Source organism: Microvirga sp. P5_D2, from assembly GCF_054049475.1.
Map to the genome: position 1 here is coordinate 1 of NZ_JBFUMH010000031.1, position 25,862 is coordinate 25,862.

Genomic DNA, 25,862 nt, shown 5'->3' on the forward strand with positions numbered 1-25,862 from the left:
CCACCGAGACGAAGCAGAAGACGGACGAATTCGGCGATACCACTACGAAGAAGAAGACCGAATGCTGATCAGGCGCTTCGCGTCAAACGAATAAGGCCCGGTCGAAAGCCGGGCCTTTTTTGAAGCATTAGCGACGCTTGCCGCCGCGCCCGCCTCGGGAGAAGGGCACCGTCAGAAGGCGTCGTCCCGACTCGTCCACGATTTCGAGTTCGATATTGGCCGCATCGGCCAATTCCTCTCGAAGCTCCTCGACCGTCGCAAGGGCTTCGGTCCGTGCCGCCTCGAAATCCGGCAGCTCGATTCCCTCATCGTCCTCGTCGACATCGTAGCCGTCCCGGATGTTGAAGAAAAAGCGTGGCATGGCATTCTACTTCGTGAAGAGAGCTTGCAGGAAAACAACCGTACCAGAGCACGGGTTCAATCCCATCTTCGCCCCATGCCATGCACATGAAAATTCTGGCAAAATGACGCCATGCTCGGACAGCGGCGCATACATGGAATTGTCTGGGAAAAGAAGTGGCGCGCCCTAGGGGAGTCGAACCCCTCTTTCCTGCGTGAAAGGCAGATGTCCTAACCGATAGACGAAGGGCGCGCGGTTCTTCGGAGCGGTGCCGCCGAAGTGGGCGAACCTATAGATGGGTTCGCTTTGCACTGCAAGCGTCAGATTGCGTTATTCAGGCCTTGCCGCATCCATAATGCGAAGCTCCGCCTTTTCATGGCCGCCCCAGCGGTCGATCGACAGGGTTCCGGCCACATGCAGAGAGCTGCCTATGGCCTGCGAGAGCACATTTCCGACGGGCTGACCTGCCGCGCGGAAGGCGATTCCCCCAATGGTACTGCCGTCCCCGGCCCTCAGCTTCACGCGCATATGCCCGCCGCTGCCGACTTCGCGGGCCTCGATCAAGCGGTGTTGTGGAAAAACGAACACAGGCTCCGGTTGCCCCGAGCCGAAGGGCCCTGCCCGCTCCAGCGCCGTCACGAGGCCCGGCTGCGCGCCCGCTGCGGTAAGCGTGGCATCGATGGCGAACTGGTCGTTGAGCCGCATGGCGCTGACGGGCTCCGTCAGCTTCTCGGTGATGAAGGCCAGAAAGCGGTCCATATCCGCCGCGCGAATCGTGACGCCCGCCGCCATGGTATGACCGCCGCCCTTGATGGCGAGCCCGGCATCCACCGCCGCACGCACCGCATGGCCGAGATCGACACCGGGGACGGACCTCCCCGAGCCCGTTGCCGTGCCGTCCGCATTTACCGTGAAGGCGAAGGCCGGGCGGCGGAAGCGCTCCTTGGTACGGGCTGAAATCAGGCCGACGACGCCGGGGTGCCACTCCGCGGAAGACGTGACCAGAACGGGCTGGTCAGGCGAACGCTCCAGGGCCATGAAGGCCTGAGCCTCCGCTTCTTCCACAGCCACCACCTCGATGGCCTGACGCTCCCGGTTCAGGCGGTCGAGCTCGGCGGCGATCTGCCCGGCCTGGACCGAATCCTCCGTCAGCAGCAGCCGCGAGCCGAGGGCGGCATCTCCGATACGGCCACCTGCATTGATGCGCGGGCCTACGAGATAGCCGAGATGCCAGGCCTCCGGCGCTCCTGCGAGGCCTGCTGTATCCAGCAAAGCCGCCAAGCCGATGCGGCGGCGGCTCTTCATGATGGCAAGACCCTGGCGCACGAAGGCACGGTTGAGGCCAAGCAACGGCACCACATCCGCCACCGTGGCCAGCGCCACCAGATCGAGGCTGCTCATCAGGTCCGGCTCATGTCCACCCTGGAAGAAACCGCGCGAACGCAAAACCCGGTTGAGGGCGACGAGGAACAGAAACACCACGCCCGCCGCGCAGAGATGCCCGAGACCGGAGAGATCGTCTTGCCGGTTCGGGTTCACGATGGCGAGCGCCTCGGGCAGCTGCTCTGGAGCTTGGTGGTGATCGAGAACGAGAGGGTCGAGCCCCAGGCGCTTCGCTTCGGCCAAGGGTTCGATGCTGGCGGTGCCGCAATCGACGGTCACCAGAATATCGGCACCCTGCTGCTTCAGGCCACGGATGGCGTCCACGTTCGGGCCATAGCCTTCGGTGATCCGATCGGGGATATGGATGGCGTAAGCGATGCCGCAGGCGCGCAGATACTCAGCGAGGAGCGCGGCGCTGCAAGCGCCATCCACGTCATAATCGCCGAAGATCGCGACCTTCTCCCCCCGCTGCACCGAATCCGCCAAGCGTGAGGCAGCAGCCTCCATATCCGTCAGCACATGCGGATCCGGCATCAGGTCGCGCAGGCGCGGGTTCAGGAAGCCTTCCGTCTCGTGCAGTCCCACGCCTCGCCCGGCGAGAACGCGGGCGAGAATGTCGGGCACGCCATGGGTCTGGGCGATGGCGAGTGCAATCGTGCTCTGCGAGGCATCGCAACGCTCGACCCAAGTGCGCCCGAGGGCGGATTGGGTCACGCCCAGGAAAGGTTTCGGCAAAAGGAGAGGAGCTGATTCTGTCACAATGGATCTATTAAGCACGAAATGTGGTCAAAACACCTTGCGGTATTGAATGAACCCGCTTCGGGCCGCCACCTTGTCGTAAAGAGCCTGCGCCGAAGTGTTGGTCTCATGGGTCAACCAATAGACCCGGCTGGCTCCGTGAGCCGTCGCCTTCTCATACACGGCCTCGATCAAGGCACGGCCAGCGCCCTGCCCGCGCGCCTCCTCCGAGGTAAAGAGGTCTTGCAGATAGCAGTAATCCGCCGTCGTCCACGTGGAGCGGTGATAGATGTAATGCACGATGCCGACGATTTTCCCATCGAGCACGGCGGCGAGGCCATGGATGGGCTCGGCGGGATCGTTGAGCCGCAGCCACGTGACATCCGTCACATCGGCGGGGACGGATGCCTTGTAGAAGGTCAGGTAGCCTTGCCAGAGAGGCTCCCACGCCTGACGGTCTTCCGGGGTGAAGGGGCGAATTTGGATCATGGGATTCCTGTGTTGCTCAGTGCATCCTAAAACGTGGATGGCCGGGACGAGCCCGGCCATGACGCAGAATACGAAAGGTTCGACTCTCGATATGACTAGTCGAGGTGGAACTTCGACAGCTCGCGATGCTCGCCGTAGATGCGGCGCACGGTGCCGGTGGCGGAGCGATAAACCACGGTCTCCGTGGTGATAACGTCCTTGCTGAAATGGACGCCCTTAATCAGCGCACCGTCGGTCACGCCGGTGGCGGCCACGATCACGTCACCGCGGGCGAGGTCGGTCATGTCGTACTTCTTGTTAGGATCGGTCACGCCCATCTGGAGCGCGCGGGAGCGCTTCTCCTCGCTATCGAGGATCAGGCGGGCCTGCATCTGGCCGCCGATGCAGCGCAGGGCGCCGGCCGCGAGAACGCCTTCCGGTGCGGCCCCGATGCCGAGATAAAGGTCGATGCCGGTCTCGGCAGGTTTTGTCGTGAAGATCACACCGGCCACGTCGCCGTCGGAGATCAGGCGAACGCCTGCGCCGGTCTTGCGGATCGCGGCGATCAGCTCCGTGTGGCGCGGACGGTCGAGCACGAGGCAGTTGATCTCGTTCGGCTTCACGCCCTTTGCCTTGGCGAGGTTGTGAATGTTCTCTTCAGGCGAGGCATCGAGATCGACGACTCCGGCGGGATAGCCCGGACCGATGGCGATCTTGTGCATGTACACGTCGGGAGCAGCCAGCAGCGTGCCGGCCTCGGCCATGGCCATGACGGCGATGGAGCCCGGCATGTCCTTGGCGCAAAGCGTCGTGCCTTCCAGCGGATCGACGGCGATGTCCACCTTCGGGCCGTTCTTGTTGCCCACCTTCTCACCGATGAAGAGCATGGGCGCTTCATCGCGCTCGCCCTCGCCGATCACCACCGTTCCATCGATCGGGAGCTTGTTGAGCTCGCGGCGCATGGCATCCACGGCAGCCTGGTCGGCGGCCTTCTCGTTGCCGCGCCCGCGAAGCCGGGCGGAAGCGACGGCGGCGCGTTCAGTGACGCGGACGAGCTCCAAGGTGAGGATGCGCTCGATGAGTTGCCCCGGTTGGACGGTAATGCCTTGCGACATGGACGTGTCGTCTCCCTTTTTGAAGGTGGTCGGCCGGGCTCTCAAAAGCCCGCCCGGCAGATGTTAATCGCGTTCGATGCGAATGACTTGGGGCGGTTCGGCGATAAGACCATCCCCAGAGATCTTTTCAAGCGCCGAACGGATGGATGCCTCCGTCGCCGCGTAGGTGATGAGAACGAGCGACACCGGCGCGCCCGAACGGCCGTGCGGGTCCTGCGTCGCAGCGACCTCGGAGCGCTTCTGAAGGATGCTCTCTAGCGAGATATCCGCCTGCGCCATGCGCGTCGCGACGCCTGCTGCAACGCCCGGACGGTCGTGCACGGTCAGACGCACATAATAGCCGCCTTCGTGGCGCTGCATGGGCGCGCGCTGGGCTTTCTCGAGCTGGCCCGCAGGGCGGCCGAAGAGCGGCTGCACCGTTCCGGCGGCCACGTCAGCGATATCGGCCACGACGGCGGAGGCGGTGGCGTCACCGCCCGCGCCGGGGCCGATAAGGGTCAGTTCACGCACGGCGTCGGCGTCGATAGTCACGGCATTCGTCACACCCATCACCTGCGCGATGGACGAGGTGCGCGGCACCATGGTCGGGTGGACGCGCTGCTCGATGCCGGTTTCCGTGCGCTCGGCGACGCCGAGCAGTTTGATGCGGAAGCCCAGCTCCTTCGCCATGGCGAGGTCGAGCGGGGTGATGGAGGAGATGCCTTCCACATAGATCGCCTCGGCATCGATTTCGGTGCCGAAGGCAAGGCTCGTGAGGATCGCGAGCTTGTGGGCGGTGTCGAAGCCCTCCACGTCGAAGGTCGGATCGGCCTCCGCGTAACCGAGACGCTGCGCGTCCGCGAGGCACTCCGCGAAGGTCATGCCCTCCAGCTCCATGCGGGAGAGGATATAGTTGCAGGTGCCGTTGAGGATGCCATAAAGGCGCGACACCCGGTTGGCCGGAAGCGCCTCACGCAAGGTCTTGATAATCGGGATGCCGCCGGCGACGGATGCTTCGAAGGCAAGCGACACACCCTTGGATTCGGCGAGCTTCGCCAGGGCGAGACCATGCTTGGCGAGCAAAGCCTTGTTGGCTGTCACAACCGTCTTGCCGTGGTTGAGGGCCGCCTGGACCGTCTCCAACGCAGCGCCGTCGGCGCCGCCAACCAGCTCGACCACGCAATCCACATCCGCCGAGCGGGCAAGCTCGACCGGATTGTCGAACCATGTGCAGCCGGAAAGATCGATGCCCCGGTCCTTGGACTTGTCGCGGGCGGAAACCGCCACCACCTCGACCGGCCGCCCGCCCCTCTGGGCGACGGCCTCGTTCTGGCGAGCGAGAATGCGAATGACCGACGCGCCGACCGTACCGAGGCCGGCGATGCCGACCTTAAGAGGACCTGTCACGGACAATAGCTCCCTGTGAAATCGCACTGCTCTTTACGAGAGCCAGGGTCCCATGTCCATGCGAACATGGAAACAGGCGTGCAGGCATCAGGGCCATGCCGTCTGATAAGGGCTCAGCCCCTGCGCGCCATCGGCACCACGTTGTGCAGCGTCTGGTCGGCGGTGTCGAAGAATTTGCGGATGTTGCGGGCGGCCTGACGGATGCGCTGCTCGTTTTCCACAAGGGCGATGCGCACGTAGTCGTCGCCGTGCTCGCCGAAGCCGATGCCGGGGGCGACCGCTACGTCAGCCTTCTCGACCAGCAGCTTCGAGAATTCCAGGCTGCCCATATGGCGGAACTTCTCAGGAATCTGCACCCAGGCGAACATGGATGCGCTCGGAGCCGGGACCGACCAGCCCGCCTTCTCGAAGGAATCGACCATGACGTCACGGCGCTTCTTATAGGTCGCGCGCATCTCGCGGATGCAGTCGTCAGGGCCGTTCAGAGCGGCGGTGGCGGCCACCTGAACTGGGGTGAAGGCGCCATAATCGAGATAGGACTTCACGCGGGCGAGCGCCGCCAGAAGCCGCTCGTTGCCGACGGCGAAGCCTATGCGCCAGCCCGCCATGGAGAAGGTCTTCGACATGGAGGTGAACTCGACCGCCACGTCGATGGCGCCGGGCACCTGTAGGATCGACGGCGGCGGGTTATTGTCGTCAAAATAGACCTCCGAATAGGCGAGATCCGACAGTAGGATCAGCTCGTGCTTCTTCGCGAAGGCCACGAGATCCCGGTAGAAGTCGAGGGAGGCCACATAGGCCGTCGGGTTGGACGGGTAGCAGACCACCAGCGCCACCGGCTTCGGGATCGAGTGCATCACGGCGCGCTCGGCGGCCACGAAGAAATCGGGCGTCGGCTCGGCGGGCACGGAGCGGATCACGCCGCCGGCCATCAGGAAGCCGAAGGCATGGATCGGATAGCTCGGGTTCGGAACCAGGATTACGTCGCCCGGTTCCGTGATGGCCTGCGCCATGTTGGCGAAGCCTTCCTTGGAGCCCAGGGTCGCCACCACCTGCGTATCGGGGTTCAGCTTCACGCCGAACCGGCGCTCATAGTAACCGGCCTGGGCGCGGCGCAGGCCGCCGATGCCCTTGGAGGCGGAATAACGGTCGGTGCGGGGTTTGCCCACGGTTTCGACGAGCTTGTCGATGACGTGCTGGGGCGCCTGCAGGTCCGGGTTGCCCATGCCGAGATCGATGATGTCGGCGCCGTTGGCGCGGGCGGCGGCCTTGATGCGGTTCACTTGCTCGAAGACGTAAGGGGGCAGGCGCTTGATGCGGTAAAAATTAGACATTGTTTCAGTCCTTCGAGCGGAATCGCAATATTTGTATAGATTCTACGGCGTTCGATTGGAATTCGTGTTCTGCCTTGAGTTCTGCGGCCTCTTGACCGGCGGCAGCGGCTCGGGCGGGGGCGTGCCGCCCAAACGGGCAGCAGCGGCGCCGGCGGCCTCGTTGCGGGCGCGCAAGGAATCGAGCTCGCCTTCGGCCTTCTTGACCTCCTCGGCGGTGCGGGCCGCGGTCGGGCGGCCTTCGACGGGCGTGCCGATGGGCATGTAATCCAGGGACTGCGGGCGGGAGCTCGTCACGAAATCCGGCGCCGGGGCCGTCTTGGGGCCAGCACCCACGGCGGTCGCGATATCACGCACGGGATTGGAACCGCCTGCACATGCCGTGACGTTGACGCCGACCAGGGCCGTCAGCACGAGAGCCGTCGCGCGGGGGGCTGTAGGAAAAGTGATACGCATATTTAGTACCTGGGAAATCCAAGATGTCTCTGGCACAGGTCAGAGATCGGACGCTAAGATGCTCGAATTGCGGCCCCTGAGCAATGCCGCGACATAGAGGGAGATCGCCTTATGGACAAGCCATATGGTGGCGAGAAGGCCCAATCCTCTTCTTCTGCCTCCTCTCCTGACTTCGAGGAACTCTCTCGAAACATGGCCCGCTTCATCGAGGGAGCGACCAAGGCCACGGCCGCCTACCTCAAACCTCTCGAGGAACGGCAGGCACATCCCGAGGTCTCGAACGACGCCTCCGAGGCCTTTAAAACCCTGGGGCGGGTGGCGGAAGCCTGGATGACCGATCCTCAAAAGGCCATGGAGGCCCAGACGCGCCTGGGCTCTCAGTTCTTCACCCTTTGGGCCTCGACCCTCAAGCGGGCCCAGGGAGAAGACACCGAGCCCGTGGCCGAGCCAGAACCCAAGGATGGCCGGTTCAAGGACCCGGAATGGTCGGAGAACCCGATCTTCGATTTCCTGAAGCAGGCCTATCTCATCTCCTCGCGCTGGGCCGAGGACCTCGTGGAGGACGCGGACGGGCTCGACGAGCGGACGCGTCACAAGGCGCAGTTCTATCTCAAGCAGATTTCCAGCGCTCTCTCGCCCTCCAACTTCCTCCTGACGAATCCGGAACTCATCCGCGAGACGATCAAGGAGAACGGCGCCAATCTCGTACGCGGCATGACCATGCTGGCAGAGGATATCGAGGCGGGCGGCGGCGAGCTGAAAATCCGCCAAACCGACCCTTCCAACTTCAAGGTGGGCGTGAACATCGCGGCCACGCCCGGCAAGGTGATTTTCCGCAACGACCTGATCGAGCTGATCCAATACACGCCGACGACTGAGAAGGTGCTCAAGCGCCCTCTCCTCATCGTCCCGCCCTGGATCAACAAGTTCTACATTCTCGATCTCAACCCGGAGAAAAGCTTCATCCGCTGGGCGGTATCGCAGGGCCTCACCGTCTTCTGCATTTCCTGGGTCAACCCGGAAGCGCAACACGCGGAGAAAGGCTTCGAGCATTACATGCGCGAAGGCATCTTCGCGGCGCTCGACGGCATCGAGCAGGCGACCGGCGAGAAAAAGGTGACGGCTATCGGCTATTGCGTCGGCGGCACGCTGCTTGCCACCACCATGGCCTACATGGCGGCCAAACGCGACAAGCGCATCGACAGCGCGACCTTTTTCACCGCGCAGGTGGATTTCACCCATGCGGGCGATCTCAAGATCTTCGCGGACGAAGAGCAGATCAGCGCGCTCGAAGCCACCATGAAGAAACGCGGATACCTCGAAGGCTCGCACATGGCCAACGCCTTCAACATGCTGCGGCCCAACGATCTGATCTGGTCGAACGTGGTCAATGTCTACATGAAGGGGCAGGCGCCCTTCCCGTTCGATCTGCTCTACTGGAATTCCGATTCCACCCGCATGCCTGCGGCGAACCACGCCTTCTATCTGCGCAACTGCTATCTCGGGAACAAGCTCGCCAAGGGCGAGATGGAGCTCGCCGGCGTGAAGCTCGATCTCAAGAAGGTCAAGGCTCCGATCTTCAACCTCGCGGCAAAGGAAGACCACATTGCCCCGGCACTGTCTGTTTTCACTGGTTCGCAGGCCTTCGGCGGTCCGGTGGATTTCGTGATGGCAGGCTCGGGCCATATCGCCGGCGTCGTGAACTCTCCGGCGAAAGCCAAGTACCAGTTCTGGACCGGCGGTCCGGTGGAAGGCACGCTGGAGGAATGGGCTGGTAAGGCTACCGAGCATCCAGGCTCGTGGTGGCCCTATTGGTTCTCCTGGATCGAGAAACAGGCACCCAAATTAGTCGCCGCGCGCAAGCCCGGAGGCGGCAAGCTCAAACCGCTCGGCGACGCGCCAGGGACTTATGTGCTGACGAAGAGCTGAGCCTCTCCACGCACACAAAAAGAAAAGGCCGGCGAAACCGCCGGCCTTCTCGTTTCAAACTCTGCGCAAATCTCAGTACTTGCGGACGATCGGGGCCGGGATGGCCTTGGCCGGATTGTCCCAGCGGTACTTGACCGATGCGGAGATGATGTCGACGCTCGCGTCCACATCGGCCGCGAACACGGCGCCGCGGAAGCTCGGGTGGCCGGGGCGGATGTCGATGTCGGTGTTGCCCACCGTGAACAGGTGGCTGTAGGCCACGTCGAACGAGAGCTGCTCGCTCCAGTTATAGGTAGCGCCGAGCGAGAGCCACACGCGGTCGGAATCGGGCAGGCGCGGGCTGCGGTTCTCGACGTCGATCGGCGAGATTTCGTAGCCGACGCCGGCGCGCACGGTCCAGGCCGGGTTGAAGCGGTACTCGCCGCCCACGGAGAAGAACCAGCCGTCATCGTATTCGAGCGGCAGCGTCGGCGAAGCCGCCAGCAGCGTGCCGGTGAGGCCGTTATAGACGCGCGGCGAGCCGAGACGGCTCCAGTTCGTCCACTCGACCGTGCCGTGCACGGAGAACGCATCGGTAACCTGCTGGCTGATGCCGACTGAGACGGACTCAGGCAGAACCACGCGCGACTTGATCGGAACGCCTGCGTACTGGAACTCGCCTTCCAGATCCTGCTGGACGGCGGAGCGGAAGCCGATACCGATGGAGGTGCCCACAGCCGGCGTCAGGGTCGCGCCGAGCGAGTAGCCGATGCCCCAGCTGTCGCCCTCGAGGCCTGCGCTCGGAGCAAACGGCGACGGGAAGAGCGGCGACGGGCCGATGGCCGAGAAGTAACGGACTTTGAGGTACTGGGCGCGCACGCCGGCACCGACGGACAGCCAGTCATTGACCTTGTAGGCGATGGTGGGCTGCGCCTCGAGCGAGAAGACCGAGGTGGTGCGTGCATAAAGCTGGCCGGCCCAGATGTAATCGGGCTTTGTCGCGAGGCCGAAAGGCGCGCCGGTAGCCAGACCGACCCAGAGGCGGTCGTTGATCTGGTAGCTGACGTAGCTGGAGGGCACGACCGCATCAAGACCAAGATCGCCGGAGTCGCCAAGAGTGGAGAGGCCCGCCGGCAGCGTGAAGGTGGGCGAGATCTCGGAGCGTGGAATAACCGCGGCGATGTGCGCCTCGGCCTGGAGGCCGAACTGGAACGTCATCGTCGCCGGATTCCAGTACATGGAGGAAACGTCGCCCGAGCCGGAAGCAGCGCCTGCGAAGGACATGCCCTGCGCCGTCGTGCTCTGCTCGCGAAGGCCGAAAGCGCCAGCTTGGGCACCGCCCTGAGCGGCGATGAGAGCTGCGAAGGAAATGGCGGCGAGGGATAAATGGCGGTTGAACCGGCTCATGAAAGCTTCCTACCCTTATTTTAGGTTTTCGCGGGAATCCCGCGTTGGAGAGCACTGTGCCAATGCTTCATTTTCGCGGCAATCATCCTTTGACACCATACATGAGCCTATGCCACCAAGCCGCGAACTTGCATTTGCTCGACAATACTTTCCAGCGGCACTGATATTGTTGCAGTGTTACTAAGAAAAACATTTGGTTCATATGTAAACGAATGTATTGAAGGCGATGGCTGTAGCTTTTGCTTTCCGCCTTCCGCAACGAGGGCATTCAGCCGATTTGTGTGGGTTCGTGGCATAACGGCAACAGATTTGAGCCGGGATGATGCATTGTAGGCGCGGAGCATCGCGCCTAATAGAAACATGCCGTTACGAGAGGAGTCGTCATGAAGCTGGTGAGATTTGGGGAAGCAGGACACGAGAAGCCGGGAGTGGTCGATTCGCAGGGGCAAATCCGAGACCTGTCCGGCATCGTTCCTGATATTGTCGGCGCCAGCCTGTCTCCGGACAGCCTTTCCCGCCTGCGGAGCCTCGACCTCACGACGCTTCCCCTCGCCCCCGCCGGTCAGCGCCTCGGGTCCTGTGTCGGGCGGGTCGGGAATTTCATCGCCATCGGCCTGAACTATGCCGACCACGCGGCCGAGACCGGCGCGCCGATTCCGGCCGAGCCCATCATCTTCAACAAGGCTCCGTCCTGCATCGTCGGCGCGAACGACGACGTGGTCATCCCGCGCGGTTCGCAAAAGACGGATTGGGAAGTGGAGCTTGCCATCGTGATCGGCGAGCGCGCGTCTTATGTGGGCGCGAACGAGGCCATGGATTTCGTGGCGGGCTATTGCGTCTGCAACGACGTGTCCGAGCGCGAATTCCAGACCGAGCGCGGCGGCACCTGGACCAAGGGCAAGGGCTGCCCGACCTTCGGCCCGCTGGGCCCCTGGCTCGTGACCAAGGATGAGATCCCCGATCCGCAGAACCTGTCCATGTGGCTCGACGTGAACGGCGAGCGCATGCAGACCGGCTCCACCAAGACGATGATCTTCAACGTGGCGCAGATCGTTTCCTACGTCTCACACTTCATGATCCTGGAGCCCGGCGACGTGATCACCACGGGCACCCCGCCCGGCGTCGGCATGGGCATGAAGCCCCAGCGCTTCCTGCGCGCCGGCGACGTGATGACGCTCGGCATCGAAGGTCTCGGCGAGCAACGCCAGCGCCTCGTGGCATTCGAGGAGAACCCACCGAAAACGAGCCATGGGTGGAAGGGGCATTAAAGAATAATCTCTGTCGTCATGCCCGCACGTGTTGCGGGCATGACGATGTTATGGCTTACGCATCTAACCCCAGCATGAGCTGGATGTTCTGAACCGCAGCGCCGGATGCTCCCTTGCCGAGATTATCGAGGCGGGCCACCAGCACCGCGTGATTGTAGCTGTCGTGCTGGAACACGAAGAGTTCAAGCCGGTCGGTATCGTTCAGCGCCTCGGGCTCGATGCGCTCGATCTTCTTGCCCTCGGCAATCGTCGGCACGACGCTCACAAGGCCGCCGCTCCGATACCATTCCATCAGCGCCGTCTCGAGATCCTTCGCCTTCGGCTTGCCGGGCAGCAGGTCGAGATGCAGCGGAATGCTCACCAGCATCCCCTGACGGAAATTACCGACGGACGGGATGAAGATCGGACGGCGGGTCAGGCCCGTATATTTCTGCAGCTCGGGCACATGCTTATGCTCGAAGCCGAGCCCGTAGAGTTCGAAGGACGGGGCCGTGCCGGCCTCATAGGCCTCGATCATGGAACGCCCGCCGCCGCTATAGCCGCTGACCGCGTTCACGCTGATCGGGTAATCGGTGGGAATAAGCCCCGCATCCACCAACGGGCGCAGGAGCGCGATGGCGCCGGTAGGATAGCAGCCCGGATTGGCCACCCGCTCCGCCGAGGCCACGGTCTGCTTCTGGGATGCATCCAGCTCCGGGAAACCATAGGCCCAGCCGGGCGCGACGCGATGCGCCGTGCTGGCATCGAGGATCTTGGGCTTCTTGCCGCTCAAGCCCTCGACGAGGCCGACCGTCTGGCGGGCCGCATCGTCGTGAAGGCAGAGCACCACGAGGTCCACATCGGCCAGGATGTCCCGCTTCGCCTCTGGGTCCTTGCGCCGCTCGGGGTCGATGCTGCGTATCGTGATCCCCGCCACATCCTTCAGACGCTCGCGGATGCCGAGGCCCGTGGTGCCGGCCTCGCCGTCGATGAACACCGTCTTGGTCTGCTGGCCGAGAGCCGAGGAGTTCTGGGTCATGGTTGTCATGGTCGATCCGTTCACCTGTGGGCATCGAAAGCATCAAGGCGCATAACGCCAATATAGCTCGCAGAAAACAAAAAAGGGCGGCCCGAGAGCCGCCCTTTTTCGAAACATAATCTGAAAGCGATTAACGCTTCGAGAACTGGAAGCTGCGGCGAGCTTTTTTCTTGCCGTACTTCTTGCGCTCGACGACGCGTGCGTCGCGGGTCAGGAAGCCTTCCTTCTTGAGCGGGCCGCGAAGCTCCGGCTCGTAGTAGGTCAGCGCCTTGGCGAGACCGTGACGGACCGCGCCGGCCTGGCCRGAGAGGCCGCCGCCGTTGACGTTCACGACGATGTCGTACTGGCCATCGCGCTGGGCGACCTGCAGCGGCTGCGACAGGATCAGGCGCAGCACGGGGCGGGCGAAGTACACCTCGACCGAACGGTCGTTGATGAGGATCTTACCGGAGCCGGGCTTGATCCACACGCGGGCGACAGCGTCCTTACGCTTACCGGTGGCGTAAGCGCGACCCAGGGAGTCGAGCTTCTGGACATGCTTCGGAGCTTCCGGAGCGGCGGTCTGGGCGTTCGTGCCGAGATCGGCGAGAGACTGGAGAGTCGCCATGGATTAGGCCCTCACGTTCTTGGCATTGAGGGCACCGACGTCCAGCGCTTCCGGCTGCTGAGCGGTATGCGGATGCTCAGCGCCGCCGTAGACGCGCAGGTTGCCCAGGATCTGGCGGAAAAGCGGGCCGCGGGGGAGCATGCGCTCCACAGCCTTCTCGACCACGCGCTCAGGAAAGCGGCCGTCCAAGATGAACTTGGCAGTGCGCTCCTTGATGCCGCCCGGATAACCGGTGTGATGGTAGTACACCTTCTGCTCGCGCTTGCGGCCGGTGAACACCACCTTGTCGGCGTTGATGACGATAACATTGTCGCCGCAGTCGACGTGGGGCGTATAGCTGGGCTTATGCTTGCCGCGCAGGCGCATAGCCACGATCGTCGCGAGACGGCCCACAACGAGGCCCTTCGCGTCGATCACAACCCACTTCTTCTCGACATCGGCGGGCTTCAGCGAAGTCGTAGTCTTCATTGCGCTGGTTCCCGTTGAGAGCCCATAGGGCTCAGGTTCTGAAAAACGACAAACCGCCGCGAGATGCGGCGGCGAGTGAGACGGTGTGTATTGCGTTCGTGTATGTTAGTCAACACTATTCAGCCGACAACAGCATACAGAAAATACCCATAAATGCAGACACTTAATACCATAAGGTATCTAAATACCGCTTATGTGGTATTATAAAACCACATTAGTTTGCCGAACTTTCCGGCCAAGTCTATCGTAGCCTATTCTCACCCTGCTCTCCCATGAGGATCACCGATGGCCGACGATCTCATCTTCTATACCAATCCCATGTCTCGCGGACGGATCGTCCGTTGGATGCTCGAAGAGGTTGGCCAGCCTTACAAAACCGAGATCCTGGAGTTCGGCACGTCTATGAAAAGCCCGGACTTCAGGGCCTTCAACCCCATGGGAAAGGTGCCGACGATCATCCATAAGGGCACGGTCGTCACGGAAGCCGCCGCGATCTGCGCCTATCTGGCCGATGCCTTTCCCGAAGCGCGCCTCGCCCCGCCGCCTGGCGATCTCCACCGCGGCCCCTATTACCGCTGGATGTTCTTTGCAGCCGGCCCCGTAGAGGCCGCGCTCAGCAATGTCTCTCTGGGCTTCACCGTGCCCGAGGAGCGCCGCCGCATGGTCGGCTACGGCAGCACCGAGGATGTGGTGAACGCGCTGGAATATGCCGTCACGCAATCCGAATACATTGCCGGAGACCGCTTCAGCGCGGCCGATGTCTATGTCGGTTCGCAGATCGGCTGGGGCATGATGTTCGGCACTCTCGAAAAGCGCCCGGCCTTCCAGGCCTATTGGCAACGGATCAACTCGCGTCCAGCGGCTATCCGCGCGCGGGAGATCGACGACGGGCTGGCGGCGACTCAGCAGAAGTAGACGCTCCTTGATTGTCCTTATCGGCGATCCGGGACCGAATAGGTCCCGGTCGCATGGCAGACCACATCGGCGCTGCCTTCGGAGAAGATCGAGACCTCGCCCACGGCGAGGCGCTTGCCCAGCTTCAGAAGGCGGCAATCGGCGATCAACCCTCGCGGCTCGGGCTTTCTCAGAAAGTTGAAGTTGAGGCTCGTGGTGACGGCCAGCGCCACCGGGCCGATATGGGCGAGGATCGCGGCATAGAGGGCGAGATCAGCCAGCGCCATCATGGAGGGGCCGGAGAGCGTTCCGCCCGGCCTGAGATGGCGCTCGTGATAATCCATGCGCATGCGCGCCGAGAGCGGGCCGACTTCTTCCACATGGTAGGTTCGCCCGCCCGCATGCATCTGGGGGAACTCCTGGTCGAGGAAGGCCGTGAGATCGTCCTTCGTCATGATCGGATGGTCGAATGCCATGGATTCACAAAGCTCATTGAACTGCCCTGCCCTATCCCATACGTTCCCCCCATGGATCACGACAATTACCCGAACGAATACATCCGCGGCATCCTCAACAGCGTAAAGACCATCGCGCTGGTCGGCGCCTCCGCGAATCCCGCGCGCCCGAGCTGGATCGTCATCAAGTACCTGCTGGAGCGCGGCTACGACATCATACCCGTCAATCCGGGACTGGCGGGCGGCGAGCTTCTCGGCAAGAAGGTTTATGCGTCCCTCGCGGAAATTCCGGGCCCTATCGACATGGTCGAAATCTTCCGCAATTCGGAAGCGGCTGGCCCGATCACCGACGAGGCGCTCGCCCTCGATCCACTGCCGAAGGTTCTCTGGATGCAGCTTTCCGTGCGCAACGACGAGGCGGCGGCCAAGGCCGAGGCCATGGGCCTCCAGGTCGTCATGAACCGCTGCCCGAAGATCGAGTTCGGCCGCCTCTCCGGCGAAATCTCCTGGCAGGGCGTGAATTCGCGGATGCTGAGCGCGAAGAAGCCGGTTCTGTCCGGCAAGGGCTTTCAGAAGCTCGGGCTCAACCGGTCGTAACATCCTCCACCTCATGGCCGGGCCTATCCCGGCCATCTCGATTGGAGAATGGCCGCGCCTCAATGCATCGGAATCACTGTCACAAGGCCAGTGTCGATGTGGGGCCAAACAGACCCCCAGCAAACCCAAGTCTTTCTTGACCGGACGAACGTTTCGTTCTTTATAGAGAACAATCCGACAGCCCTAGAGGAAAGCCCCGAAATGACCGACCGTTTGCCTGGTTTCAATACTCTTGCCATTCATGCGGGCGCTGCCCCCGACGCCGCAACCGGCGCTCGCGCGACCCCGATTTATCAGACGACATCCTTTGTCTTCGATGACGTGGACCACGCGGCTTCTCTTTTCGGCCTGCAGGCTTTCGGCAACATCTATTCGCGCATCGGCAACCCGACCAACGCCGTTTTGGAAGAGCGCGTGGCAGCCCTTGAGGGCGGCACGGCGGGTCTTGCAGTGGCTTCAGGCCATGCGGCGGAATTCCTAGTCTTCCACACGCTGCTCCAGCCAGGCGACGAGTTCGTTGCCGCCAACAAGCTTTATGGCGGTTCGATCAACCAGTTCAACCACGCCTACAAGAACTTCGGCTGGAACGTAGTCTGGGCCGACGCGGACGATCCGTCCTCCTTTGAAGCGGCCATCACGTCGAAAACCAAGGCGATCTTCGTCGAATCCATCGCCAATCCAGGCGGCGTCATTGTCGATCTCCAGGCCATCGCGGCCATCGCCAAGAAGCATCGCATCCCGTTCATCGTCGACAACACGATGGCCTCTCCCTACCTGATCCGTCCCTTCGAGCATGGCGCGGACATCATCGTCCATTCGGCCACGAAATTCCTCGGCGGCCATGGCAATTCGGTCGGCGGGGTGATCGTCGATGGCGGTTCGTTCAACTTTGCGGGCGACGACCGTTACCCCATGCTCTCCAAGCCCCGTCCGGAATATGGCGGTATGGTCCTGGGCGAGACATTCGGTAATTTCGGCTTCGCTATTGCCTGCCGCGTGCTCGGCCTGCGCGATCTCGGACCCGCGCTCTCGCCCTTCAACGCCTTCCTGCTCCTCAACGGCATCGAGACCCTGCCGCTGCGCATGCAGCGTCACTCGGACAACGCCCTGGCCGTCGCCGAGCATCTGGCGGGCCACAACAAAGTGTCCTGGGTCAGCTATCCGGGCCTGCGCTCCGACCGCTATCACAACCTCGCCAAGCAGTACTGCCCCAAGGGCGCCGGCGCGGTATTCACCTTCGGCCTGAAGGATGGCTATGAGGCGGGCGTGAAGCTGGTATCGAACCTGAAGCTGTTCTCGCACCTCGCCAATATCGGCGACACGCGCTCTCTGATCATCCACCCGGCTTCCACCACCCACCGCCAGCTCACGGACGCACAGAAGACGCAGGCTGGCGCGGGCCCGGAGGTCGTGCGTTTGTCGATTGGTCTCGAGGATACGGCGGACCTGATCGACGATCTCAATCAGGCGCTGGATGCAGCTTAATTCGCATCACAACTTTTGCTGAGACATGCCCGGCCTCGTGCCGGGCATTTTCATTTCCAACACACGACAACCTCATCCTGAGGAGCGAGCGTGCTCGCATCTCGAAGGAGGTTCCAGAGAGCACTGGATGCTCATTCGAGACGGTCTGCGTGACCTCCTCAGGATGAGGTCTGAGAGGTGGAAAGTGCGCAAGACGTGGATCGCCAGGACAAGCCCGGCCATGACGTGAAGGGTGTCATCCTGAAAAACAAAAGGGCGGCTCAAAGCCGCCCTTTCTCATGAACTGATGCAGGCTTCGATCACGCAGCGCGCGTGCCGGCCTTCTTGTAGGTGTTGTGGATGGCGTTGAGCGAGCGCTCGAGAGCCGTCCAGAGACGTCCGATTTCTTCGGCACCCTGCGAATGCGGCTTGTACTCCATCGCGCCTTCTCCGGTGGCGAGAGCCAGCGTCAACTCGGGGCGATGGGTGATCTGTCCGGCCCAGACCGGCACCTGCAGCGCATTCAGCGCGCCACGGGCATCGGACACGACCGGATCTTCCTTGTCGCCGTGCTTGATCGGAGCGGCGTTGATCACGGCTGCATAGGGCTTGCGCATTTCGCGGGCGAACTGAACCGTGTCCTGAAGCGCCGCGATATCGAAGAGGCTCGCGCGGGTCGGGATGATGACGAGCGTGGCGTGCTTGATCGCATCGGCCACGATGGGCGACTTGTTCGGCGGCGTATCGACGAGAATCCACTCGTAGCCGTCACGCTTCGCTTGCTTGATCGTTTCTCCGATGTCGCGCACGTTGTGCCTGATCCCGAGATGATCCTGACCGCGAATCTTGTGCCACAGCGTCAGCGAGCCCTGCGGATCGTTGTCGATCAGCAATGTCCGGCGAGTCGGGTTGGCGATATAGCTCGCAAGATGAGCGGCGAGCGTGCTCTTACCCGAGCCACCCTTCCGCGAAGCAAAGACCAGCACATTCATGCCTAACTCCTCATAAGCCTATTTGCGACAGCCCGCCGCGCTTCAGTTAACGCGAGCTTAATATTGTTCATCTCTAGCAGAACAAGACCTGATTTCCTAATCCCCCGATCGCATCACTCTGTGCATATCCCCAAGCTCTACGCGGGAAATCTGCATTTGGAGGCCTGCGGATTACCCCCGGAAAGGGCCTTGTATCAAAGCTGAACAACGCTCACGTAGCCAGGCAAATATTCTTGAAAACCCTTGATTTGCAACCTTCTATCATTATCGGAACCACACAGGAAGCTGGCCGTTAAGCTCCCGAACTTCACAGTTTTAGGAGCTGACACATGACTAAGAAAATTCTCATCGCGGGCGCTGTTCTCGCTACCCTGGTCCCGGCTGCCGCATTCGCTCAGAGCAGTGGCGGCGCGGCCGCCGGTGCGGCAACCGGCGCCGTGGGCGGCGCCATTGTCGGCGGCCCGATCGGCGCTGCTGTCGGTGGCGTGACCGGCGCCATCGTTGGCGGCCTGGCCGGCGACGCGCAGCCCCGCTTCCAGCAGTACGTCGTCACCCAGAACGTTCCCTCCTACCGCTATCAGGAAGAGGTTCGCGTGGGCGCGGTGCTCCCCTCCTCCGGCGTGCAGTATTATGAGGTTCCGGCCGAGTACGGCGTGACCCAGTACCGCTATACGGTGGTCAACGACACCCCGGTTCTGGTTGATCCCGGCACCCGCCGCATCGTCCAGGTCGTCCGCTAAACAAGCGGCATGACTTCAAAAGATCGGGCGGCCTTCGTGGCCGCCCTTTCTTTTTGTCAGGCACGGCTCACGCGGGCATGGGCAACGCTCATGGCAAGCACGGCCATGGCGAAGATCTGGTGAGCAAGGCCGGCCCAGAGCGGCACGGCGAGCAGAAGCGTCACGATTCCAAGGACCATCTGCGCGAGCGTCAGGCCGGCCATCGCAGTTGCGCGGCGAGCGGCGCCGGAGGCCGGCGCTTTACGGCGCATGGACCATGCATGCCACAGGGCAAAGGCCACAAGCGCATAAGCCAGCATGCGGTGGTTGAACTGAACTAGTACGACATTATCGACAAAGTTCTCGATCCAGGGCCTTACGATGAATAGAGCCGAGGTCGAGGGCACGAACTGCCCGTCCATCAACGGCCATGTGTTGTAGGTCAAACCGGCCTTCGAACCTGCCACGAGGCCACCAAGCGCAATCTGCGCCAGGATGAGGCCGAGGAGAATTCGGGGAGCGTACCCCGCCCCTGCTTCCTGCGCGGCGGATCGATCCTTCAGGCCCGATGCGACCCAAACGAGGCAGGCCAGAATCACACTCGCCACAGTCAGATGCAGGGTCAGCTTGATGGGAGCGACCGCCGTCATGCCGGGCTCGAGCCCCGAGGCCACCATTATCCAGCCGATAGCGCCCTGAAGGCCGCCGAGCGCACCGATGCCTATAAGCGTCAGCGCAAGGCGGCCGTTGATTCTGCCGCGAAGCCAGAACCAGACGAGCGGCAGGAAGAAGACGAGTCCGATAAGGCGCCCGAGCTGCCGGTGGCCCCATTCCCAGGCATAGATGAACTTGAAGTCGGACAGGCTCATGCCCTTGTTCACGAGTTCATATTGCGAAATCTGCCGATATTTCTCGAACTCGGCCATCCAGGCCTGTTCGGTGAGCGGAGGAATTGCGCCGGTGACCGGCTTCCACTCCGTGATCGAGAGGCCCGAGCCGGTCAGCCGCGTCGCGCCGCCGACCGCGACCATGAGCACAACCAGGACCGCGAGCGTATAGATCCAGGTGCAGACAAGGGTATGGGTCCGGACTTGGGGCAGCCGCTCCAGCGGCATGCCCTGGGTGGAGGCTGCGACAGCCATGCTCGTCCTCATCATCGATTTGGGCTTGAACCCGGGATATGGCCTGTCACATAGAGGCTATGCCGGATCGAGGCAATCAATGCAGTGACGCACCAGGACGAGGCGTATTAGGAGAATCATAAAATGGGCATGCGTTTTCGCAAGCTGATCGGCACGGTGGTGATGCTGGTCTTCATCTTCAGCTATGCCCTGTTCGCCATGGCTGTCGCCGAAGGCCGCATCACACAGGCGCCCAAGCTCGTCCAGACCCTGGCCTATGTCGTGCTCGGCCTGATCTGGGTCGTGCCGCTGATGCCATTGGTTCGCTGGATGGCGAAGCCCGACAAGAATTAAGCGCCGCCGATTCCCTCGACGATCTTTCCCGTACCGCCGCAATTCGGGCAGGACGCCATGCCGATGCGGCCGGCGCCTTTGCATTCAGGGCAGATGTTCTCGCCCGTGCCCGGCGTTCCAGGCTTGGCCTGATCGCCAGGATTCGGCGTATCGGAAGCGGCGGAATCTCGCGGTATGTTGATCATGGCTGGTCTCGCATTGAGAGGTACCAGCGTTCAACGCGGCAGCGGAATCGAGGTTTCTGCGCGCCCTAAAAAGAAAGGCCCGCCCAAAAGAAAAGGCCCGTCTGAGGCGGGCCTTTCCATCGAAACCTTAACGGCAGACTTGGCGGTCGCGATATTCCCAGCCCCAGCCGGGAACCCACTCGCGGTAGCGTTCCGTCGAGCAGCGCTCTACGTAGACGCGACGAGCCGGGCGTTCGTAAACGACGGGCTCCTCTTCCACATAGACGCGGCGTGCCGGCGGAGGCGGCGGCGGGGGAGCCACATAAACAGGGGCTGGAGCAGCGTAGGCAGGCTGCTGGGCAACCGTCGCACCCACGATGGTGCCGACCGCGAGGCCTCCCAACGCACCGACGGCAGCAGCGGCTCCAGGAGACATGCCCCTATCGCGAGCGGCAGCCGGCTGTGCGGCGGCCAGACCGGATACCAGCGTCAGTACGGCAGCAGCCCCGGACAAGAATTTGATGGCCTTCATGGATCGTCACCTATGACAGGAGGGAGATTTCCATTCTCCCTTTCTTGTCGGCGACCATAGCCAATCAAACCTGTCTGGAAGTTAAACAGATTGTGGCAACGCTTGGGCCGAACCTTGTTTCGCTCGCGATGGTGAACAAACCCTTAACGCCGGTTGCGCGGCGTCAAGGGCTCAATCGCTAGTCGTTCTCAGCGGCACCGACAGCAGCACGCGCACCAGATCGGCCTGACGATTCGTCTCCGTCTTCCGGAAGAGGTTCTTCAGATGGAAGACCACGGTCGTCTGCGCCACCTCCAGCTCCTCGGCGATCTGGTCGAGGCGCTTGCCGTCGATCAGCATGAGGGCCACGCGCGTTTCGGACGGCGTGAGGTTGTAGAGCCGCACGAGCGTATCGCCCGAGACCTTGGTGCGTTGCTCCGTGTCGATGACGAGAAGCACCACGGCATCGGGCCGCTCATCGGCGGAAAAGCGCTGGCCGGGGACAAGAACCAGATAAGGCCGCCCGCCGGAATTGCGGGGGAAAGAAACGATCTCGTCGAGTTCCTCTTCCTCGAAAGCCTTCTCGATGGCCTGATTGAGCTTCGTCGCCTGCTTGGCGACCGAGCCCTTCAGAATCCCTTGCGAGACGCTGAGGCCGTCGTTCTCGCCGACGATGCGCTCGGCCTCCTTGTTCATGAGCCGCACGGAGCCCTTCTCATCGACGATGACGACGCCGACGAGGAAGCGGTCGAACGCGAAGGTGGCCTTGTAGAGCGCCTCTACGGTGCGGCCGCGGGAGGATTTCAGGATCTCCTGCCATGCCTCTTCGGCACGGCTGACGGCGCTCGTCTGCACGCGGGCGACCTGTTTCAGGCGCGCGGCGATGGTGGCGAGCAGAATCTCGTAATCGATCGGCTTGACGAGATAATCGTCCGCGCCGGCCTGCTTGCCCACGAGCACGTCGTTCCGCTCAGCCAGGGCCGTCAGAAAGATGAAGGGAACGTCGGCCATGTCGCCCTGCTCGCGCAGCGCTTTCAGCACGTCGTAGCCGCCGAGGCCTGGCATGGTGATGTCGCAAAGGACGAGGTCCGGACGCTCGTTCTCAAGCAAAGTAAGGGCTTCGGAGCCGTTCGCGGCTTGAAGGACACGGTAATCCGCCGCCTCGAGTTCCTCGGCGATGTCGATCCTCAAGTCGTCTTCGTCTTCGACGCACAAAATTGTTATCTGAGCACTCATATGTTTTCAGCCACTCATGCAGCCTGCTGCGCTTGGTCGACATTGGATAAGGGCAAGTCGAACGTAAACAAAGACCCACCGGCCTCGAAACTCTCAACCTGAATATCGCCGCCGTGTAAATGCATAATTCTCTGAGCGAAGTTCAGGCCGATGCCCGTACCGGCGATTCCAGATGCCGTGCGGGCGCGGTAGAAGCGGTCGAAGATCTTCGGCAGCTCATCTGCGGGAATACCGATTCCCCAGTCTCGCACGGAGCAGAATGCACGGGCGCCTTCCATCCAGACCTTGATCTCCACAACGGGTGTCTCGCCCGAATATTTGATGGCGTTGGATAGAAGATTGATGACAACCTGCTCGATCAGCATGCTGTCGCAATAAACATGCACCGGCGTGTCCGGCACCTGGAAGCGAATGTCCGCATGGGAATTCAGCTCGCTCTGGCGCTCGCTGATATCCATGACGAGGTTGACCAGATCGCAATTTTCCGGGTTCAGTTCGATCCTGCCGGCATCGAGTTTGGCGGCGTTGAGCACGCTTTCTACAAGGCGCGTCAGGCGGCTTCCGGCATTCCGGATTTTCTGGACACGGGAGGAAAGCTCATCCTGGGTGAGATTCGGCCCGCGCCTCAGAATGCGTTGGGCACTGGAATCCAGAATGGCTAGAGGCGTCCGGAACTGGTGGGACACCATGGAGACGAAGTTGCGGTAGGCATTCGTGGTCTCGCGCTCGCGGTCGAGGGCGGATTGCAGGGCATTCGCGACCTGCTTGTAGCCCGTGATGTCAGTGAGGCGCACGAAGATCGTCGCGCCATCGGCCTTCGTGACTGACAACCTTGCCCATGAATCCTTCTTGATCAGAAGGTCGACCTCGATCTCCTCGAAAGGCGGCTGGGCGGCCAGGAGCCGGGTATCGGCGCCCTCGCACATGGCGAAGCATTGCAGGAAGACCGGCAGACTCATTTCCTCCCAGCACCACAGGGCAACCGGAGCGGCAGCCCAGATCTGCTCGTTCGCGAAGAGAAGCTTGCCGGTCCAGTCGAACGCGGCGAAGCCCTCGGAGGCGGATTCGATGGCGGCGATCAGGCGACGCTCGGCCTGGCGCAAGGCCGCCGTGCGCTGAAGGATCTTGATCTCTAGATCGAAGTTCTGGCGCTCGGCCTGCTTGCGAGCAAGCCAATGCTCCGTCACGTCGCGCACGAACGCGATGCCGAGTTTTCGCTGTGCCATGGAAACCGGGAAGCAGTTGATTTCGAGGCAGCGCTCCTGCCCGCCGGCCGGGAACGTCTCATCCTCGAAGATCGAGCTTGTGCCTTCGATGGCCTGATTGAGCGAATGGACCACATCGGACTTCATGAAAAGCGGATCGAGATCCTGAAGGCTACGCCCGATAGCCTGATCGGCCTTGACCGTCAGCATTCCCTCCATGCCGGGGTTCCACAACAGGCAGCGCAGGGACTCGTCGAACATGACGATGCCCTGGTTGCTGATATTGTTGATGACCAGATCCGACAGTTCCTGCTCCTGGCGCAGCAGTTGCCTCGCCTGGCTGGTTTCCTGAATGCCCTTGAACAGGCGCAGGATCAGGAACGCTGCGCTTAAGACGATGCCGAGAATGAAGGCGAAACTCTCGAACACGATGCCGAGATACATGGTGCGCTTCGCGGCGCCCTCCTCCCGGTTCAACACCATGACCTTGTTGGCCATGTCCCGTAGGAGATAGGAGATATCCCTCACCTGCACGCGCAGCCGGGAGGCCTCCTGCGGATCGACGGGACCCTGCAGGAGCGGTTCGAACAGAATGACCTGCAGATAGGCCTGCTTGAGGTCCCCCATGGACCCGATGCGGTTGATCACCCTCGCCTGATCCCCTTCGAGCAGTACCGACAAGCGGCTGATGAGGATCGTGAGACGAAAGGCGGGCGCCTGCTCCTCGTCGGCAAAGGTCTCGCTTGCGGCTGCGCGGGCGAGGCTTTCGGCTAGAAGCACCGCCTCGAATTGGGTCTGGGAAATTTGCCAAAGATTGGTATGCGTATCCTCGCTGCGCAGATCCCGCTCCACGTCGAACAGACGCGAGACGGCAAAGGCCAGGCAGCCGGCGAGGATCACCATCGCCAGCAGCGTTAGGATCCCACCCTTTTGGCTCTGCAGATTAAGCTTCATGGTTATTCGACATGGAGCTTGCTGAGCTGCCAGGCCCACCGGGAATCGTAAACCTCGCGCCTCAGCACAGAATGCTCATCCCGTGGATAGATAATCCATAACGGTCCCTTGTCGCGAGCCGTGAGGAGAGTTCCGTTGGACCGCATGGCCAGGATCATATCGAATTTCAGATCCTCCCACGGGATCACGATCTCGTAGCTGTCGAGCGAGGTCGCCTTGATGGACTGCCCCTTCGCACCGATGCGCTGGAGCACGGCCCGTATGGGCACTCCCTCGAAACGGGAGGTTCCATCGGTGAAGGCCGTTCCGGTCTCGATGACCTTCTGGCCGAGGCTTTCCAGCATCTCCCTGTCGAACCGAGCCTGCCCTGGTGCATTGGTCTGCTCAATATTGCCGCTCACGATTAGCAAAACCGGCCCTTTGGGCACAGGCAGAGGCTCGGCTGCGTGAGAATGCCTCGCAAAGCCGAGCGTCATAGCCAGAATTCCAAGCAGCATGACGCAGCGCATATGTGCCCTCGGAGAGAGAGATTATAATAGAACAGCTTACTTTTGAATGATCTCGTACCAGAAATCCAGTGCTTCCCTACGGAAGTTGTAGGGCTGAAGAAAACCCTATGTGCAAGCTTGGCCGCCGACGCTATAGTGCGCCCCTTTAAACCCTAGGCTAGGTATTTGCATAACCGCAACTCAGGAGCTTCATATGCGCAAACTTGTCGCTGGCTTGATTGCTGCCGCCACCCTGGCAATGGCAGTGCCTGCCCAAGCCGAACAGTTGCCGAGCCGTCCGCTGCCGTCTGTGGAGCGGGCTTATCCCAATGAGTCCTATGCTCAGTACTATTATCGCCGTGGCTACGGCCCGCGTCCTTATTACGGCCGCCGCTACTATTACCATGACAACGGCGGCGCGGCTGTGGCGGCCGGCGTTGCCGGCCTTGCCGCCGGAGCCCTGATCGCAGGCGCCATCGCGAACCAAGCCCAGCCGGCCGCTGCCCCGCCACCTCCGGGAACGGTCAGCCCCGAAGTCGCGGCCTATTGCGCCCGCAAGTACCGTTCCTACGATCCGGGAACTGGCACGTTCCTGGCCCGGAACGGCATGCGCTACGTCTGCACTTATCCGTAAAGGTTCAGGTCTTACAGCCAACCAGCCCCGCCGCGCACGGCGGGGTTTGTTTTTCTTACCGATCCCGAAGCCCTCCTTTACCTCCGGCTGGAGCGCCATAAAACTTCGGAAAGTGAGTTCATCCCTCGGACATCGCGTCGGACGGCATCGACCCGCCATCGCCTTTGTCCCAACTGAATTG

General features: G+C 62.1%; 27 protein-coding genes and 1 tRNA gene. 8 read left to right on the forward strand and 20 right to left on the reverse strand.

Annotation, left to right across the window (positions count from 1 at the left end; all coding sequences use genetic code 11):
- Positions 1-127: 127 nt before the first annotated feature.
- The 8 genes from ACXJKO_RS11090 to ACXJKO_RS11125 all read right to left on the reverse strand — a co-directional run bounded on the left by ACXJKO_RS11090 (position 128) and on the right by ACXJKO_RS11125 (position 7,217).
- On the reverse strand, positions 128-361 hold the full coding sequence (locus tag ACXJKO_RS11090; protein WP_457091148.1) for a DUF6894 family protein: 234 nt from the start codon (positions 359-361) through the stop codon (positions 128-130).
- A gap of 156 nt (positions 362-517) precedes the next feature.
- Positions 518-592 (reverse strand) — tRNA-Glu (locus tag ACXJKO_RS11095).
- A gap of 78 nt (positions 593-670) precedes the next feature.
- On the reverse strand, positions 671-2,482 hold the full coding sequence (recJ, locus tag ACXJKO_RS11100; RefSeq protein ID WP_457091149.1) for a single-stranded-DNA-specific exonuclease RecJ: 1,812 nt from the start codon (positions 2,480-2,482) through the stop codon (positions 671-673).
- A 27-nt stretch (positions 2,483-2,509) separates the two neighbouring features.
- Complete coding sequence (locus ACXJKO_RS11105) at positions 2,510-2,950, reverse strand: N-acetyltransferase family protein (protein WP_457091150.1); 441 nt, start codon at positions 2,948-2,950, stop codon at positions 2,510-2,512.
- A 95-nt stretch (positions 2,951-3,045) separates the two neighbouring features.
- Entirely contained in the window at positions 3,046-4,044 is a 999-nt protein-coding gene (gene glpX, locus ACXJKO_RS11110) for a class II fructose-bisphosphatase (RefSeq protein WP_457091151.1), read from the reverse strand.
- Positions 4,045-4,107: 63 nt separating this feature from the next.
- Complete coding sequence (locus tag ACXJKO_RS11115) at positions 4,108-5,430, reverse strand: homoserine dehydrogenase (protein WP_457091152.1); 1,323 nt, start codon at positions 5,428-5,430, stop codon at positions 4,108-4,110.
- 113 nt (positions 5,431-5,543) lie between these two features.
- Positions 5,544-6,764, reverse strand: a complete 1,221-nt coding sequence (locus tag ACXJKO_RS11120) for an LL-diaminopimelate aminotransferase (RefSeq protein ID WP_457091153.1) — start codon at positions 6,762-6,764, stop codon at positions 5,544-5,546.
- A 42-nt stretch (positions 6,765-6,806) separates the two neighbouring features.
- Entirely contained in the window at positions 6,807-7,217 is a 411-nt protein-coding gene (locus ACXJKO_RS11125) for a hypothetical protein (RefSeq protein WP_457091154.1), read from the reverse strand.
- Positions 7,218-7,328: 111 nt separating this feature from the next.
- Between ACXJKO_RS11125 and ACXJKO_RS11130 the strand changes: the two genes are divergently transcribed.
- Positions 7,329-9,146: a PHA/PHB synthase family protein gene (locus ACXJKO_RS11130; RefSeq protein WP_457091155.1), complete on the forward strand. Its 1,818-nt coding sequence runs from the start codon at positions 7,329-7,331 to the stop codon at positions 9,144-9,146.
- Positions 9,147-9,218: 72 nt separating this feature from the next.
- On the opposite strand, the gene ACXJKO_RS11135 is transcribed toward ACXJKO_RS11130, so the two are convergent.
- Positions 9,219-10,532, reverse strand: coding sequence for an OmpP1/FadL family transporter (locus ACXJKO_RS11135; RefSeq protein ID WP_457091156.1), 1,314 nt, complete (start codon positions 10,530-10,532; stop codon positions 9,219-9,221).
- 383 nt (positions 10,533-10,915) lie between these two features.
- Here ACXJKO_RS11135 and ACXJKO_RS11140 point away from each other — a divergent pair, with 383 nt between their 5' ends.
- Positions 10,916-11,800 (forward strand): fumarylacetoacetate hydrolase family protein, encoded by an 885-nt coding sequence (locus ACXJKO_RS11140; protein ID WP_457091157.1) that lies wholly within the window; start codon positions 10,916-10,918, stop codon positions 11,798-11,800.
- Between the two features lie 55 nt (positions 11,801-11,855).
- On the opposite strand, the gene argC is transcribed toward ACXJKO_RS11140, so the two are convergent.
- From argC to rplM, 3 genes are all read right to left on the reverse strand, one after another.
- Positions 11,856-12,827, reverse strand: coding sequence for an N-acetyl-gamma-glutamyl-phosphate reductase (gene argC / locus ACXJKO_RS11145; protein WP_457091158.1), 972 nt, complete (start codon positions 12,825-12,827; stop codon positions 11,856-11,858).
- A 121-nt stretch (positions 12,828-12,948) separates the two neighbouring features.
- The gene (gene rpsI, locus ACXJKO_RS11150) at positions 12,949-13,425 is read right to left on the reverse strand and encodes a 30S ribosomal protein S9 (protein ID WP_457091159.1); all 477 of its coding nucleotides are present in this window, start codon (positions 13,423-13,425) and stop codon (positions 12,949-12,951) included.
- Positions 13,426-13,428: 3 nt separating this feature from the next.
- The gene (gene rplM, locus ACXJKO_RS11155) at positions 13,429-13,893 is read right to left on the reverse strand and encodes a 50S ribosomal protein L13 (RefSeq protein WP_457091160.1); all 465 of its coding nucleotides are present in this window, start codon (positions 13,891-13,893) and stop codon (positions 13,429-13,431) included.
- A gap of 285 nt (positions 13,894-14,178) precedes the next feature.
- Here rplM and ACXJKO_RS11160 point away from each other — a divergent pair, with 285 nt between their 5' ends.
- Positions 14,179-14,808, forward strand: a complete 630-nt coding sequence (locus ACXJKO_RS11160; RefSeq protein ID WP_457091161.1) for a glutathione S-transferase family protein — start codon at positions 14,179-14,181, stop codon at positions 14,806-14,808.
- A 17-nt stretch (positions 14,809-14,825) separates the two neighbouring features.
- Here the strand turns inward: ACXJKO_RS11160 and ACXJKO_RS11165 are convergent, their stop codons facing one another.
- The gene (locus ACXJKO_RS11165) at positions 14,826-15,263 is read right to left on the reverse strand and encodes a PaaI family thioesterase (RefSeq protein WP_457091162.1); all 438 of its coding nucleotides are present in this window, start codon (positions 15,261-15,263) and stop codon (positions 14,826-14,828) included.
- A 51-nt stretch (positions 15,264-15,314) separates the two neighbouring features.
- On the opposite strand from ACXJKO_RS11165, the gene ACXJKO_RS11170 reads away from it, so the two are divergent.
- Positions 15,315-15,839 carry a CoA-binding protein gene (locus ACXJKO_RS11170; protein ID WP_457091163.1) on the forward strand — a complete coding sequence of 175 codons (525 nt, stop codon included), beginning with the start codon at positions 15,315-15,317 and terminating at the stop codon, positions 15,837-15,839.
- Positions 15,840-16,040: 201 nt separating this feature from the next.
- On the forward strand, positions 16,041-17,324 hold the full coding sequence (locus tag ACXJKO_RS11175; RefSeq protein ID WP_457091164.1) for an O-acetylhomoserine aminocarboxypropyltransferase: 1,284 nt from the start codon (positions 16,041-16,043) through the stop codon (positions 17,322-17,324).
- Between the two features lie 299 nt (positions 17,325-17,623).
- Here ACXJKO_RS11175 and ACXJKO_RS11180 read toward each other — a convergent pair whose 3' ends face one another.
- The gene (locus ACXJKO_RS11180; RefSeq protein WP_457091165.1) at positions 17,624-18,295 is read right to left on the reverse strand and encodes an AAA family ATPase; all 672 of its coding nucleotides are present in this window, start codon (positions 18,293-18,295) and stop codon (positions 17,624-17,626) included.
- Between the two features lie 329 nt (positions 18,296-18,624).
- On the opposite strand from ACXJKO_RS11180, the gene ACXJKO_RS11185 reads away from it, so the two are divergent.
- The gene (locus ACXJKO_RS11185) at positions 18,625-19,035 is read left to right on the forward strand and encodes a DUF1236 domain-containing protein (protein ID WP_457091166.1); all 411 of its coding nucleotides are present in this window, start codon (positions 18,625-18,627) and stop codon (positions 19,033-19,035) included.
- A 56-nt stretch (positions 19,036-19,091) separates the two neighbouring features.
- Here ACXJKO_RS11185 and ACXJKO_RS11190 read toward each other — a convergent pair whose 3' ends face one another.
- Positions 19,092-20,156: a COX15/CtaA family protein gene (locus ACXJKO_RS11190; protein WP_457091167.1), complete on the reverse strand. Its 1,065-nt coding sequence runs from the start codon at positions 20,154-20,156 to the stop codon at positions 19,092-19,094.
- Between the two features lie 123 nt (positions 20,157-20,279).
- Between ACXJKO_RS11190 and ACXJKO_RS11195 the strand changes: the two genes are divergently transcribed.
- Positions 20,280-20,489 carry a DUF2842 domain-containing protein gene (locus ACXJKO_RS11195; RefSeq protein ID WP_457091168.1) on the forward strand — a complete coding sequence of 70 codons (210 nt, stop codon included), beginning with the start codon at positions 20,280-20,282 and terminating at the stop codon, positions 20,487-20,489.
- On the opposite strand, the gene ACXJKO_RS11200 is transcribed toward ACXJKO_RS11195, so the two are convergent.
- From ACXJKO_RS11200 to ACXJKO_RS11220, 5 genes are all read right to left on the reverse strand, one after another.
- Positions 20,486-20,674 (reverse strand): hypothetical protein, encoded by a 189-nt coding sequence (locus ACXJKO_RS11200; RefSeq protein ID WP_457091169.1) that lies wholly within the window; start codon positions 20,672-20,674, stop codon positions 20,486-20,488. The genes ACXJKO_RS11195 and ACXJKO_RS11200 overlap by 4 nt on opposite strands.
- Positions 20,675-20,801: 127 nt before the next feature.
- Complete coding sequence (locus ACXJKO_RS11205) at positions 20,802-21,185, reverse strand: hypothetical protein (protein WP_457091170.1); 384 nt, start codon at positions 21,183-21,185, stop codon at positions 20,802-20,804.
- Between the two features lie 171 nt (positions 21,186-21,356).
- Positions 21,357-22,400 (reverse strand): response regulator, encoded by a 1,044-nt coding sequence (locus ACXJKO_RS11210; protein WP_457091171.1) that lies wholly within the window; start codon positions 22,398-22,400, stop codon positions 21,357-21,359.
- Positions 22,401-22,414: 14 nt separating this feature from the next.
- Positions 22,415-24,559 carry a PAS domain-containing sensor histidine kinase gene (locus tag ACXJKO_RS11215; RefSeq protein ID WP_457091172.1) on the reverse strand — a complete coding sequence of 715 codons (2,145 nt, stop codon included), beginning with the start codon at positions 24,557-24,559 and terminating at the stop codon, positions 22,415-22,417.
- 2 nt (positions 24,560-24,561) lie between these two features.
- Entirely contained in the window at positions 24,562-24,960 is a 399-nt protein-coding gene (locus tag ACXJKO_RS11220) for a molybdopterin-dependent oxidoreductase (protein ID WP_457091173.1), read from the reverse strand.
- Between the two features lie 301 nt (positions 24,961-25,261).
- Between ACXJKO_RS11220 and ACXJKO_RS11225 the strand changes: the two genes are divergently transcribed.
- A complete protein-coding gene (locus tag ACXJKO_RS11225; protein ID WP_457091174.1) occupies positions 25,262-25,681 on the forward strand; it encodes a BA14K family protein in 420 nt (139 codons plus the stop codon).
- The last annotated feature ends 181 nt before the right edge of the window (positions 25,682-25,862 follow it).

Bases quoted from the DNA above. Each gene is read 5' to 3' on its own strand.
- ACXJKO_RS11190 (WP_457091167.1), bottom strand. From the start codon at position 20,156: ATGGCTGTCGCAGCCTCCACCCAGGGCATGCCGCTGGAGCGGCTGCCC.
- ACXJKO_RS11180 (WP_457091165.1), bottom strand. From the start codon at position 18,295: ATGAATGTGCTGGTCTTTGCTTCGCGGAAGGGTGGCTCGGGTAAGAGC.
- ACXJKO_RS11200 (WP_457091169.1), bottom strand. From the start codon at position 20,674: ATGATCAACATACCGCGAGATTCCGCCGCTTCCGATACGCCGAATCCT.
- ACXJKO_RS11210 (WP_457091171.1), bottom strand. From the start codon at position 22,400: ATGAGTGCTCAGATAACAATTTTGTGCGTCGAAGACGAAGACGACTTG.
- ACXJKO_RS11165 (WP_457091162.1), bottom strand. From the start codon at position 15,263: ATGGCATTCGACCATCCGATCATGACGAAGGACGATCTCACGGCCTTC.
- ACXJKO_RS11175 (WP_457091164.1), top strand. From the start codon at position 16,041: ATGACCGACCGTTTGCCTGGTTTCAATACTCTTGCCATTCATGCGGGC.
- ACXJKO_RS11140 (WP_457091157.1), top strand. From the start codon at position 10,916: ATGAAGCTGGTGAGATTTGGGGAAGCAGGACACGAGAAGCCGGGAGTG.
- ACXJKO_RS11125 (WP_457091154.1), bottom strand. From the start codon at position 7,217: ATGCGTATCACTTTTCCTACAGCCCCCCGCGCGACGGCTCTCGTGCTG.
- ACXJKO_RS11105 (WP_457091150.1), bottom strand. From the start codon at position 2,950: ATGATCCAAATTCGCCCCTTCACCCCGGAAGACCGTCAGGCGTGGGAG.
- ACXJKO_RS11185 (WP_457091166.1), top strand. From the start codon at position 18,625: ATGACTAAGAAAATTCTCATCGCGGGCGCTGTTCTCGCTACCCTGGTC.
- ACXJKO_RS11195 (WP_457091168.1), top strand. From the start codon at position 20,280: ATGGGCATGCGTTTTCGCAAGCTGATCGGCACGGTGGTGATGCTGGTC.
- ACXJKO_RS11170 (WP_457091163.1), top strand. From the start codon at position 15,315: ATGGATCACGACAATTACCCGAACGAATACATCCGCGGCATCCTCAAC.
- argC (WP_457091158.1), bottom strand. From the start codon at position 12,827: ATGACAACCATGACCCAGAACTCCTCGGCTCTCGGCCAGCAGACCAAG.
- ACXJKO_RS11090 (WP_457091148.1), bottom strand. From the start codon at position 361: ATGCCACGCTTTTTCTTCAACATCCGGGACGGCTACGATGTCGACGAG.
- ACXJKO_RS11225 (WP_457091174.1), top strand. From the start codon at position 25,262: ATGCGCAAACTTGTCGCTGGCTTGATTGCTGCCGCCACCCTGGCAATG.
- ACXJKO_RS11160 (WP_457091161.1), top strand. From the start codon at position 14,179: ATGGCCGACGATCTCATCTTCTATACCAATCCCATGTCTCGCGGACGG.
- ACXJKO_RS11130 (WP_457091155.1), top strand. From the start codon at position 7,329: ATGGACAAGCCATATGGTGGCGAGAAGGCCCAATCCTCTTCTTCTGCC.
- ACXJKO_RS11215 (WP_457091172.1), bottom strand. From the start codon at position 24,559: ATGAAGCTTAATCTGCAGAGCCAAAAGGGTGGGATCCTAACGCTGCTG.
- rplM (WP_457091160.1), bottom strand. From the start codon at position 13,893: ATGAAGACTACGACTTCGCTGAAGCCCGCCGATGTCGAGAAGAAGTGG.
- ACXJKO_RS11205 (WP_457091170.1), bottom strand. From the start codon at position 21,185: ATGAAGGCCATCAAATTCTTGTCCGGGGCTGCTGCCGTACTGACGCTG.
- ACXJKO_RS11135 (WP_457091156.1), bottom strand. From the start codon at position 10,532: ATGAGCCGGTTCAACCGCCATTTATCCCTCGCCGCCATTTCCTTCGCA.
- ACXJKO_RS11120 (WP_457091153.1), bottom strand. From the start codon at position 6,764: ATGTCTAATTTTTACCGCATCAAGCGCCTGCCCCCTTACGTCTTCGAG.
- glpX (WP_457091151.1), bottom strand. From the start codon at position 4,044: ATGTCGCAAGGCATTACCGTCCAACCGGGGCAACTCATCGAGCGCATC.